Consider the following 11,130-nt stretch of genomic DNA (forward strand, 5'->3'; position numbering starts at 1 on the left):
TTATGCCCGCCTTTGGGTGCCCCTCCAAAGTCAAGCGGGCGGCGCTGTTGCGCCGCCCGGATCACTCAGAAGAAATCTATCTTGTCGGCGATGATCTCGCAGCCATAACGGGTCTTGCCATCGCGGTCTTCCCAGATCGAGTAGTGGATCGAACCGGTGATCGCGACGACGGCTCCTTTTGCGCGCGTCGCGGCGGCTCGGCCGATACCATTGAAGCACGTGACCTTGTGGAATTCGGTCGTCTTCGCGGTGTAGCCGGTAGTCTCGTCGACGTAGGTCTTGCCATCCTTGAGCTTCACCCGATCGGTGGCGACGATCAGGGTGGTGACGTTGTTGCGGATTTCGGGGTCCTTGGCGACGCGGCCGGTCAGGTTGACGACGTTCATATGCTGTTTCCTTCGTTGGTTCCGGCAGCCTTCCCGCCGGTGACACCGAATGAGCGGCGTGCGGTGGCGGATCACACCGGAGCGCAGCGTAAGGGGACCCCTGGAGGGTGCTGGCGCGGGCCGCCGCGCAGCGGCAACACGGGCGCCCGCAGGGGGTGTGATCCGTCAGCGTCTCGCCGCAGGTGTCACGTCAAAGGCGGAAAGGCTGCTGGGATCAAGGGAGGCTCAAGACTGATCGCGACCGATCATGCTGACCAGCGGTTCCTAAGGTGCCCAGGTTAAATCCTTCGACCTATCACCTTTGCCCCGCTCAACCCCACAAGGAAGATAAGGGAACCGCCGCCAGTCTGTCGCCGAAGGGTACGATCTCACCGCTGTCGTACAGCACCACGCCATAGGCAAAGCGGTCGCCGCACGCTTCCGCCAGAGTGCGCAATCCACCCAAGTCGCTCGATCTCACCGTCGCCGATGCCTTGATCTCGATGCCCGCGATCATGCCGTCATCCCGCTCCAGCACGATATCCACTTCGCGCATTTGCGGGTCGCGGAAATGATAGGGGGTCAAGCGCTGGTCGCTGGCGGTCATGAGTTTCAGGACTTCGGAGAAGGCAAAGCTCTCGAGCAGCGAGCCAAAGAGCGCACGATCGGCTTTCACGCGGTCGAAGCTCAGGCCTCGCACGGCAGCAAGCAGCCCTGAGTCAAGGAAATGCATCTTGGGCGTCTTGGCAATGCGCTTGAGGGTGTTGGTGAACCAGGGCTGCAAGGTTGATACAAGGAAAACCTGCTCCAACAGCCCGACATAGCGTTGGCCCGTTTTATGGCTGACGTTGATGGCCGCACCGAACTGGGAATAGTTGACCAGTTGACCCGAATGCTCGGCCAGCAAGCGCACGAATTTCGGCAAATCCGTCAGCTTCTCGATATCGGCAATGTCCCTCAAATCGCGGGTCAGCACCGACGTCAGATAGGAATGCGCCCAGTCTTGGCGGCGGCGTTCGCTCGCGCGACTGATCGCCTCGGGGAAACCGCCAAGCAGCGCGAGGCGGAGAAGATCATCCCCGATGATCGCGTCACGATTGCCGTGCAGGTTGCCCGCGAACAGGCGGTCCAAGAATGTAGGTGATTTGCCCTCGATCTCAGCGCGCGCCAATGGCAGCATGCGGATCGTTTCCATCCGTCCGGCTAGGCTGTCGGCCACGCGCGGCAGGGTCAGCACATTAGCGGAGCCCGTTAGCAGAAAGCGGCCGGGTCGATAGTCCTCGTCTACACTCTTCTTGATCGCCAGGAGCAGGTCGGGCGCGCGCTGAATCTCGTCAATGATCGCTCGGTCCAAACCGCGGATGAAGCCGGTGGGATCAGCCTGCGCCGCTTCGAGGACAGTATGGTCGTCGAGCGTGACGTAGGTCCGGCTCGCATCCCCCATTTTGCGGACGAGCGTGGTCTTGCCCGCCCGTCGTGGACCGACAATGAGGACCACGGGGGTGTCTGCAAGGGCTTCACCTACCCGGCGCTCGGCCAATCGTTCGTACATGGCAATCCCAAACTCCGATGATTGGAACTACCGGATATGATAATTGGAAGTCAATAGGTAGAAAATTGGAAGGCATTAGCCCGCTATATGGGAGGATCGCTCATCCTCTGAGGAATGAGAATCGTGCCTGTGGGCGCGTATCTCGGACGTTGGCGCCGTGGCACGGTGTCTTCGACGGGTAACTCAAGACGTGCAATTTGACCATTCGCCATACTCGTTAGCCGGGAGAATTTCATGCCTGACCGATATGTAAATTGGCCGCCGCCCGTCGAAGCGTTGATACCTCTGGCACAGGAATTGGGTCGTGTCAGCGCCAAAGCCTGCCATGATCTCGGAATCGACTTCGACATGGATGACCCCGAAGTTGCGCGGGAGGTGATGATGGTCACCTTTGAGGCGCCGTTTTTGTCCAAGCCCAAGAGCCTAAGCCGGACTCGCAATGAACCCCCAACAAGACGGACCAACGGCAAGGCACAAACCATTCCGGCAAACTGCACTGGCAATGAGCCATTGCCTGATCCGGTGGATAACGCCATAGGCGCGACCATGGACGAGAATATAACCGCAACCATTCTCCACGTACTGGAGCGTACCCCGCAATGGTTGCGACATGATCTTGAGGGCAAGGATGCCGCCGCACGCACCCGCGCCGAAGAAACCCTGGCAGCAATGATCTCAACGGCGTTGGCTGAAGCAACCGGTAAAAGCCAAGCGACTTAACCCCCGCCGCCCAAGCGGCGCTGGCGGAATCTTTCATCCCTCAGCGAGCCGCCGTTCGCATACAGACTTGACCAGTTCCTGAAGGCGGGCAACCCGCTCGCCGAGCCAGTCCAATTCCTCGTCCGTCACCTTGTAATGACGAGAGTAGCGGGCGTTCACATAGGCCTGGCGCAACAGTTCGAAACAACGTCGGCTGAATTTGTCATCGCGCGGCCACGCCTCAATCAGTTCGGGGGCAATTTCCTCCGCATGGCCGCGCAGAAAATTGAGCTTGTGAGACTTTGGCGAATACAGCGTCAACACAAGCAATGTGCAATGATAGGCCCGCTCAGCGGCTTGATGCAGCGTGAACGCGGCGTCATTGCGCTCACCGTCCTCAAGATATCTAGCCGCACCTCTCACGGCGCTCAAAACCTTGGGAAACCACAGATCAAAATATTCTCTAGCTTCCATCCGCGCTTTGTCAGGCGGAAGCTTCTGGGGCGTAGCCAGCCCAAAGCCCTCCGCCTCGTATAGCGCGACACCCTGCTTGGCGATATCGACGAAAAAGGGCCGCCCCTGCTCCAGCTTCTTGTTCACGTCCTTGAAGCTGTGAACGATAAAGCCGACCGGCGCACTGAGGCTGCCCGTTATCGTGACCTCGCGCATGAGCCGGTCTTCGGCGCTTGCCCAATAATCCACCACATCCGTCAGTCGCTCATCATTCACGACGACCAGAATGTCATAGTCGGACTTGTAGCCGCCTATGGGATCGTCCACCCAATCGCCGCGCGCGTATGAGCCGTAGAGAATGACCTTGAGGATGCGCGCCTGCTTTTTCCACGGCGCGGTGCTCTCACCAATAGCGGCGGCAAATTCCTCGAACAGGATGCGCACGACCTCTTGCAGCTCCTGCTGCTTGGGTGCCGGAAGATGATGAAGGTCGGTTCGCATCACATTGTCACACTGTCGGGGGAAGCGCCGCAAAGCAAGGGGTTACGCGTCAGACCCCGTATGCGGCTCCACCGGCTTGCCCTTGAACGGCATGACCTTGATTTCGCCCTCACGCTTGCGGGCCTGCGCAATGTCATAGCTGTTCTGCATCCGCATGAGGGTGTCCATCGACACGCCGAACGCTTTCTCGATGCGCAGCGCCATTTCCGACGAAAGGCTCGCACGCTCGTTGAGCAGGGTCGAGAGCGTCGCCCGCGTCACGCCCAACACTTCGGCCGCCGCCGTGACCGTCAGCTCCAGCGGCTCGATGATTTCATGCTTGATGAAACCACCGGGATGCGCCGGGTTCTTCAAGCGCATGCCTGCAATCGCACTCATGGCCACCTCCTAATGGTAATCCTCATAATCAAGGTCGATGATCTCGATCTCGTCATGGTCGATCCGAAACGTCATCCGCCAATTCTTGGTGACGAACAGGCTCCACATTCCCTTGCGGTGGCCGGTCAGCAGGTGCGCCTTCCAGCTCGGCACGGTACGCAGTTCGTCCTCCCGCTCCATATCCTGCAGGAAGGACAGTATGCGCCGGACCTTGCCGATGACCGCCGGTTGCAACCCGCTTTCATCGTCATTCTCCATGAGCCGTCGCAATCCCTTGTGGATCACGTTTCTGATTTTCATATCGACCTCTACTCTTCAAAGCCGTTCGGTGTCAAGTTACGCTATACAACTTGGTTGGGCGGGCGGCTGCCGATTCAATCCAGCATCCGCTCAATGGCAGCGCCAATCTGCTCCGCAGCGTCGAGCAGATAGGCATCGTCAAGATGGGCATAGCGCGCGGTCGACTGAATCTCGCTATGGCCGAGCAAGCGTCCGATCATGGGCAAGGTTTCCTGGCTCATGGCCGCATGGCTCGCGAATGTATGCCGCAGATCATGAAGGCGCACGCCACGAAGACCCGCTTCGGCCTGGAATTCCTTCCAATAATAATCGACCGACTTTAGCCGACGCCCATAGTTGCGATTCCAGAAAAGCCATGGGCTCTTCATATAGCGCGGCAAACTGTCAATCAGCGCCCTCGCCTCGCCTGGTTGCACTCGATGGACCAAACTCCATCATCAGGCAATGCACCTGCACCCGACATGATGCGAACGATGGACAGAAGCTTCTCCGCAGCCATGGAGCCTAGGATGCGCTCGCTGCTTCGCCTCGAAGAGTTGATGAGGTTTCGCCAGCCTCAGGCGGTGTCCTGCATTTTCGACGCCAGTCCATAATGCTACCGCACATTTTGCCCCTCATGACATGCTCCCCAAGGGCGATGCCAGCGCGGCGCCAGCGCCACGTCAATCACATTGCGCCGAACATCTTCGTCCCCGGCCTCGATCATTGCTGCGTCGGATTGCCGGGTCGTGGTAGGAATAGCCCTCTGCCCGTTGGATAGAAGCGGGTCTCAGCCCGCCGCTCCCAGAAAACGAGCCAAGCGGAGCCATCAGATGAGGATGAGATCCGAGCAGGATTGGGTAACACGATGCTCCGGACCGTTGTAGCCAATCGAGCCACTCAGGCGGGCTGGACGATCCTCAATCTCTCATCTGGCCTGATATCAGCCTGTAGATAGTTCGGGTCGAACTCTCCCGCCGCAACCAAAGCTTCCCAGTCGTGAACTGTAACCTCGCGCCTGCGAACGTCCGCCAAGCCGTCCTCTCGCAGCGTCTTCAGCACCCGATTTACATGAACGCCCGTCAACCCAGTCGCGTCCGCGAGCTGAACCTGCGTGACCATGAATGGAAACGAGAAGGCGTTAGCAGCAGTCGGCGCGCCGAGCCTTGAAGCCATTTCGCAAAGCAAATGAGCGATGCGAACCTTTGCTTCTCGCCTCCCTACGTTTACCACCCACTGCGAGAGGATTGCGGCATCCACCATGCAGTCCCGCCACAGAATTTCAGCCAAGGCCGGATGCTGTGCCGTCGCCAGTCTCAGCGCCGCATGGGGGATCTGCAAAACCGTCGCGACAGAGAGCGCCTGGAGAGCGGAGGTCGCCTGCGGCTGTACCACTGAATGAAGATCAGCCACATCTCCGGGTATGTGGATCGCTGTGATTTGACGGATCCCATTCGTGTTCTGATCGAAACGACCGATTAGCCCCGCAACGACCAGACAGGAATGGGCGACCGTCTCTCCTAGGGCCACGAAGTCAACGTTCGCTTCGACCTGTTTGGCATGACCGGGCAGGCTCAATATTGCTTGCCTTTCTTCCTTCGTGAGGATCGAGCGAAGAGAAAGCCTGTCGAGGAAACGTTGCAGGTTCTGAGAGTAAGGCAATGCATGCATCCCGTCTTTGCAAGCGGGAGCACGAAACACTCTCAGTCGACGAAGCCTGCGGGCAATTGATCGGCGATACTTCGACCTTATCACGTATCAACCCGAGGCCAAGGCTTGTTTGCCTAAACTTGATCAAGACCGTCGCCACCGCCTGTGACATTGAAGGCGTCAACGCCTCTTATGGAAAAGGTGGTGCGATTGCCGTCAACCACCAGATTCGGCGCGCGATCAAGGATGTCGTAAGCAGAGATGAGGTTCTGTTCATGGATCGAGGAGCTCGGGGTGACCGCAACGCTTGCAATGGTGTCATGAAGGGATCGGCTTGTTTTCTCGCCGGTGACAATCAGATTGGGATCGGCTGATTGCGGCATGCCCGCCGGGTCAGAAGACTCCCAGGCATGAGCAACGGCTATGACAGCCGCCACCCGCATGGCGATCACTAAAGCCCAGATCCGCATGCCCCCCCCGGACACAAAGCGATCATGCCCCTATGGCGGGCTTGAAGCCAAAATGAAAGATTATATGCAATGGGTTATAGTGCTGCGCTCCGCCGCGAAATTTATTTCGCCTTTTTCTGGTGTTTCCCGATGAAGATCTCTGGCATGAGACGGCGATGAGGGAATATGGGCGCATGCGCAAAACGTCAGGACTCCGCCGCTCTTCGTACGCGATAATTACCTTATGTGCGGCTCTGATAGCGGGGGTAAACCACGATGAGAGCCATGGCTGGCCGTTCCTCATCGGGCATTTCCTGATCGCCTGGATCATCATCGCCGCCTTTGCCATGGCAGGCAAAGGCATCGCCAGAAAGTACCGATAGTTGGATCTGCATAGTCCAGCTTCAATCCCGATGCCGTCAGCGCTGCGTTTGGGAGCGGCGTCCATTTGGTGAGTCCGCGGGACGAACCGCCGCACCGTAGCCGACTAACCGGACCCATGCGGCTTCGAAAACGGATCATCAGTACCTGGATATGATCATATGGTGGCCGAACCGCGATGCGTCAGAGCGCAAGGGAGCCGGGCAGATCACAAATCCAGACAGACGAGACGCGTCAGGAAAACCTCCAGCTCGTACTGCCGCCTGCTATTCACCCATCCTGCGGCGCAACGCAGAAGCAAAGCCCACGAGCGTGGAGTTTCTGGAACTGGCCGTCCTTCAATCGACGGGACCGGGCAGAGCGACATCCTTCCGGACCTGCTCCTCTCAGTCACCAGCACGCAGTGGGCGCGCTTCGGTCGGCACGGTAAGGGGTGCGGCTGTGGGAACTTCGCCTTCAGCGATATAACCATGAATGATGTCGCCTGCCTTGAACGTGGCATTGCCTCCCTTGTTGAGCAGCCCCAGCAGACCAAAACCCAGCACCCCTAGGATTACGCCGCCGGTGTTCGCCTTGCCCTCGGCGCCTTTCGTTCCGGTCAGCGGCACCGGCCCCCAAGCGGTATCAACGTGCAGGAGGCGGAGGCTGAGCTGACCCTTCCCGCCAGCCGCGCCTGTCCCTCTGGCGGAGATGACTTCCCCCCAGGCACTGGCCCCGACCGGAATGACCGTGAAATTGTCCAACACGACCGGAGCATTGACGCGCAGCCTGAACCGGTCACCGGCCTTCGCGGACCGGCTGTTCACCTCTCGGACGACCATCAGTTCCACGTCCATCCCCTGCACCCAGTGGGGTGATGATACAGCAACCGCAGGAGCTGATTGCGGAGCTATAGTGACGGCTTCCTGAGCGGCGGTCGTCACATTCGAACCGATAAGGCAGGCGATCAGCGCCGCTCGGAACATGGTTGTCAGTTGGTTGCCGGCGCCGCGGCCGGCGCCGCTACGCTACCTGCAGGAAGAAAACGAACCGCCACGCCTGTCGCGTTTGTCTTGCCCCAGCTGAACGCGGATATGTGAGCGTCGCCATATTGTGCCTTGATGACGGCATCCGCTCCAAGCTTCTTTCCGCGTTCCCAAAGCTCCGCGTAAATCTTGTCCTGCGACGACGATTTGCTGAAGATGGTGGCCTTGCGGACGCCAGCCTTCACCTCGCCAAGCACCTCATATGGCCGATCGGTGATGTCATAGGGAAACACCGGTACACCGACTTCCTCATGGATCAGCGGCTGCTTGGGAGCGGGCTGGGCAAGCACGGGAGAAGCGATGGCGACCACCAAGGCAGCAGGCAGAATGAAACGCATGATCTCAGTCCTTTTCGAATGGGCGGATTATTTCGTAGCCGCGGTTGGCAAGGCAGCAGGCTGTTCCGTAGCGGGGGCAGAAACGGCTGCTGCGGCAGGAACGGCCATGGCGGGGGGAGTTACGGCCTCGGCGAACACCAGCGGCACATCTTCACCGATGAACCCCTTGACCTGCGAGCCTGCGGCGACCTTCGCGCTGGTCCCGGTTGTGAAGAAGCCGACCACGGGAACGAAGGCCACCGCAGCCACCACGCCCGCGGTTCCGGTCACGCCCTTGTCATCGAAGGTGCCGCTCAGTCGGATCTGGCGGCCGTTGACGCTGACATGAAGGAGAGAGGCGGTAAGGTGCCCGGATTTACCCCACATCCCCTTGTTACGGACCTCGGTCACTTCTCCCATTGCCGGCGAGCCTACCGGGATGACGATCTGTCCGCCTACGGTTACCGGCTCGATCACCGAAAGACGAAAGTGCTGGCCGACCCGAAGCTTCTTGCCTTCGGTTGTCAGCTGCTCTTCCATCTTCAGCTGGATTTCCGTGCCAGTGCGAAGGACGTTCCCCGCGGCAGGTCCGACGGCCAGGATAGCGGGCCCAGGCGCGGTCACCTCCGCGGCGGCCAGAGTCGGCGCAGAGATCGCGCACACCAGCGCAACATGGATCAATCTCATTGATATTCCCCCGTTTTTGACCTTCCCCAAGGTCATGACGCGGTGTTGCCCGCGGCCGGAAGGAAGTCAAGCCACTTATCCTGAGACGTTGAACCTGCCGTTGCTCTACTGCGCGGCTCCGGGCTGGATGATCTCATCCATCCGGGAGGCTATCCGTTTCCAGATCCGAATACCTTCGCGATCTCCAGCAAGAGCCAGTTCGCCGATGCGCTCCGCCACCCTCCGGGGCGCCAGATGGCCATGCCGCCTCAGCAGCATCATGGCTGCTCCCAGTGCGATATCGTCGTCTGTCATCTTCATGGATTTACCCCTATGCCCAGCGCATCAAGCCGCTCGATGACGATCGCGCGTGCGATGACGCCCATCGTCTCCAGCGACCAGGAGCCGGCCTTCTTCATGGCGGCTTTCATATGCCTCCAGACATGTTGGTCACGGATCATGTCGAGCTGATCATGCCCCAACCATGTCAACCGGACGGCAACCCACCGTCGACCGTCGGATGACACATAACCCGCGGAAGCGAGGCCAGCTTCCACCAGCAGTCTGAAATGATGATCGACTTGGTGCCGAGCGTAGCCGGGCAAATCAGGCACCCGCAAAAGTTCCCCCGCTTCCTCCTTCTCAAGAGCGAGCATGAGATCACGAATCAGATCCGGATTGCGCTTCATGGACCCATAAGAACAAATAGGGATCAAATAGGACAGAGAAAAAGGAACCTATACATTTTCGACCCTCTCATGAGTCAGGCGTTGCTCCCCAGCTGACCGTCCGATAGCCGTTAAGGATCAGTGCGGCGGCTTGCCTCCGACCTCTCAGACTGAAAAGCTGCCCGTTTGCTGTCGAGAGGTGAAAATCGAAGGTAAGCGACATCTGCTCCTTGGTGGCCGGCGCGTCGGTCAAGCTCACGCTCCGACTCGTCCAGTGCTCGCAATGGATCACGACGCGCTGGCGGAGGGTTTCGGCGAGAGCAGACGTCCCAGTCTTGCACGGGTGAGTGACTGATCGATAGTTCGCATCGCCCCCATGCGAAGCGGCTTGCATGTCCACATTCTTCCACTATATTGAGACACATGAATAAGCCCATGACCCTCAATGTCCGCATCGGCGGCGCGCTGGGCGATTTCGTCGCCACCAATGTCGGCGACCAGGGTGCCTATGAGAATGTCAGCGAATATGTCCGCGACCTGATCCGCCGCGACAAGGAGCGAACCGAAGCCGAGCAATTCGACCGGCTCAAAGCCGAGTTAAGCCGGGCTTTCGCCGCGCCCCAATCCAGCTATGCGCCGCTCGATGCGGACGCGGTGATCACGCGCAACCGTCGTCGCGGCTGACATGACCGACTTCACGGTCTCGGCGATCGCCGGGCAACGCCTCGACGAGATTTACGTCTATACCCGCGACACATGGGGCGAAGCGCAGGCGGAAACCTATGTGCGGGAGCTCTTCGGGTGCTTCGACCGCATCGTGCGCCGCGATCAGGTCTGGCGCGCTGTGCCGGCCGAATTCGGCGTGGACGGCTTCTACTGCCGGCACGCGCATCATTACATCTATTGGCGCCAGTTCGCCGATGGCACGGTCGGCATCGCGACGATCCTGCACGAGCGAATGCACCAGATGGATCGCTTCCGCGAGGACATCGCGCCCTGATCAACCGCCCGATGGAACGGCTATTGACTGGAGCGCGTACGAACCCGGAGCAATCGACGACGCAAAATCGTTTTTCAAACACGGCCAGGGACCGTGCCAGATTGCGTGAATGTGAACAGCCGAACCAGTGGTCGGTATTGGGATCGATCGAAATTTCGCTGAACGACCCATATTGGGCGTGTCCGGAAAGCCCGGTTTTGCGCGGCGATGGCGATTGCCGCCGCCGGCACGCCGGTGCTACGGGCCGGTAATGGCCGCCGACAAAGCAGACAAACACGGACATTGGCTCATTCGTTAAGAGCGGTCATTCGTTAAGGAGCGGTTGGTCCGCTTGCAGTCAAATGGACCGAAACAAAGGCGGCGGCAGACCACCGGTCTGCCACCGCGAGCTATTCAATGCGCGCCGCTAGTGTCGATCGGGCCTTGCGGCTTGGGCACGAGCCAGATGATCGCGGCCGAGGCTCCGAGGCAGACGGCGATTATCCCGAACATATTGAGCGTCGCCAGCATTAGGCTCTGGCCTTGGACGATCAGGTCGAGCAGGTGGACCGACAGGTCTTGCGGCACGCCGGCCGCAGCCGCGCCGTCGAGCAAGTGACCGCCGTTGGTCATCGCGCCTGCGAGCTCGGTCTGGTTGGCGCGGGTCGCGTTCGACCAGCCGCTCTGGACCAGCGAGGTGGCGAAGGCACCTGCAAGCGTACGCATGAAGTTGGACAGGCCCGCCGCATTTGCCTGCTCGTCGGGCTC

The 11,130-nt window shown here is 59.6% G+C and carries 17 protein-coding genes and 1 pseudogene; 4 read left to right on the plus strand and 14 right to left on the minus strand.

All coding sequences use genetic code 11. From position 1 onward, the window contains the following. Positions 1–65: 65 nt before the first annotated feature. Both MJ601_RS13530 and MJ601_RS13535 read right to left on the minus strand, forming a co-directional pair. Entirely contained in the window at positions 66–386 is a 321-nt protein-coding gene (locus tag MJ601_RS13530; protein ID WP_242127276.1) for a single-stranded DNA-binding protein, read from the minus strand. A 310-nt stretch (positions 387–696) separates the two neighbouring features. Continuing rightward, a complete protein-coding gene (locus tag MJ601_RS13535; RefSeq protein WP_242127278.1) occupies positions 697–1,917 on the minus strand; it encodes an ATP-binding protein in 1,221 nt (406 codons plus the stop codon). A gap of 234 nt (positions 1,918–2,151) precedes the next feature. On the opposite strand from MJ601_RS13535, the gene MJ601_RS13540 reads away from it, so the two are divergent. After that, a complete protein-coding gene (locus tag MJ601_RS13540; protein ID WP_242127309.1) occupies positions 2,152–2,637 on the plus strand; it encodes a hypothetical protein in 486 nt (161 codons plus the stop codon). A gap of 33 nt (positions 2,638–2,670) precedes the next feature. On the opposite strand, the gene MJ601_RS13545 is transcribed toward MJ601_RS13540, so the two are convergent. The 6 genes from MJ601_RS13545 to MJ601_RS13570 all read right to left on the minus strand — a co-directional run bounded on the left by MJ601_RS13545 (position 2,671) and on the right by MJ601_RS13570 (position 6,347). Further along, positions 2,671–3,570: a HEPN domain-containing protein gene (locus tag MJ601_RS13545; RefSeq protein WP_242127280.1), complete on the minus strand. Its 900-nt coding sequence runs from the start codon at positions 3,568–3,570 to the stop codon at positions 2,671–2,673. A gap of 42 nt (positions 3,571–3,612) precedes the next feature. Beyond that, entirely contained in the window at positions 3,613–3,948 is a 336-nt protein-coding gene (locus tag MJ601_RS13550) for a HigA family addiction module antitoxin (protein ID WP_242127264.1), read from the minus strand. Between the two features lie 9 nt (positions 3,949–3,957). After that, complete coding sequence (locus MJ601_RS13555) at positions 3,958–4,248, minus strand: type II toxin-antitoxin system RelE/ParE family toxin (RefSeq protein WP_242127267.1); 291 nt, start codon at positions 4,246–4,248, stop codon at positions 3,958–3,960. A 74-nt stretch (positions 4,249–4,322) separates the two neighbouring features. Beyond that, positions 4,323–4,616, minus strand: a complete 294-nt coding sequence (locus MJ601_RS13560; protein ID WP_242127282.1) for a tyrosine-type recombinase/integrase — start codon at positions 4,614–4,616, stop codon at positions 4,323–4,325. A gap of 511 nt (positions 4,617–5,127) precedes the next feature. Beyond that, a complete protein-coding gene (locus tag MJ601_RS13565) occupies positions 5,128–5,898 on the minus strand; it encodes a Crp/Fnr family transcriptional regulator (protein WP_242127284.1) in 771 nt (256 codons plus the stop codon). 113 nt (positions 5,899–6,011) lie between these two features. Beyond that, positions 6,012–6,347: a hypothetical protein gene (locus tag MJ601_RS13570; protein WP_242127286.1), complete on the minus strand. Its 336-nt coding sequence runs from the start codon at positions 6,345–6,347 to the stop codon at positions 6,012–6,014. A gap of 155 nt (positions 6,348–6,502) precedes the next feature. Here MJ601_RS13570 and MJ601_RS13575 point away from each other — a divergent pair, with 155 nt between their 5' ends. Further along, on the plus strand, positions 6,503–6,709 hold the full coding sequence (locus MJ601_RS13575) for a hypothetical protein (protein ID WP_242127288.1): 207 nt from the start codon (positions 6,503–6,505) through the stop codon (positions 6,707–6,709). A gap of 384 nt (positions 6,710–7,093) precedes the next feature. Here MJ601_RS13575 and MJ601_RS13580 read toward each other — a convergent pair whose 3' ends face one another. The 5 genes from MJ601_RS13580 to MJ601_RS13600 form a co-directional block, all read right to left on the minus strand. Beyond that, positions 7,094–7,537: a hypothetical protein gene (locus tag MJ601_RS13580; protein ID WP_242127290.1), complete on the minus strand. Its 444-nt coding sequence runs from the start codon at positions 7,535–7,537 to the stop codon at positions 7,094–7,096. A 140-nt stretch (positions 7,538–7,677) separates the two neighbouring features. Beyond that, positions 7,678–8,070 (minus strand): hypothetical protein, encoded by a 393-nt coding sequence (locus MJ601_RS13585; RefSeq protein ID WP_242127292.1) that lies wholly within the window; start codon positions 8,068–8,070, stop codon positions 7,678–7,680. Positions 8,071–8,097: 27 nt separating this feature from the next. After that, positions 8,098–8,736: a hypothetical protein gene (locus tag MJ601_RS13590; protein WP_242127294.1), complete on the minus strand. Its 639-nt coding sequence runs from the start codon at positions 8,734–8,736 to the stop codon at positions 8,098–8,100. Positions 8,737–8,841: 105 nt separating this feature from the next. Further along, on the minus strand, positions 8,842–9,036 hold the full coding sequence (locus MJ601_RS13595; protein ID WP_348635582.1) for a DUF6961 family protein: 195 nt from the start codon (positions 9,034–9,036) through the stop codon (positions 8,842–8,844). Next, positions 9,033–9,404 (minus strand): DUF2513 domain-containing protein, encoded by a 372-nt coding sequence (locus MJ601_RS13600; RefSeq protein WP_242127296.1) that lies wholly within the window; start codon positions 9,402–9,404, stop codon positions 9,033–9,035. The genes MJ601_RS13595 and MJ601_RS13600 overlap by 4 nt, the downstream gene beginning before the upstream one ends. 414 nt (positions 9,405–9,818) lie before the next feature. Between MJ601_RS13600 and MJ601_RS13605 the strand changes: the two genes are divergently transcribed. After that, complete coding sequence (locus MJ601_RS13605) at positions 9,819–10,067, plus strand: ribbon-helix-helix domain-containing protein (protein ID WP_242127298.1); 249 nt, start codon at positions 9,819–9,821, stop codon at positions 10,065–10,067. A gap of 1 nt (position 10,068) precedes the next feature. Further along, entirely contained in the window at positions 10,069–10,383 is a 315-nt protein-coding gene (locus MJ601_RS13610) for a type II toxin-antitoxin system RelE/ParE family toxin (RefSeq protein WP_242127300.1), read from the plus strand. A gap of 393 nt (positions 10,384–10,776) precedes the next feature. On the opposite strand, the pseudogene MJ601_RS13615 reads toward MJ601_RS13610, so the two are convergent. Then, positions 10,777–11,130: pseudogene (locus tag MJ601_RS13615) on the minus strand (MFS transporter); the annotation flags it as partial.

It is taken from the genome of Sphingobium trunci, assembly GCF_022664535.1.
Classification (GTDB): domain Bacteria; phylum Pseudomonadota; class Alphaproteobacteria; order Sphingomonadales; family Sphingomonadaceae; genus Sphingobium.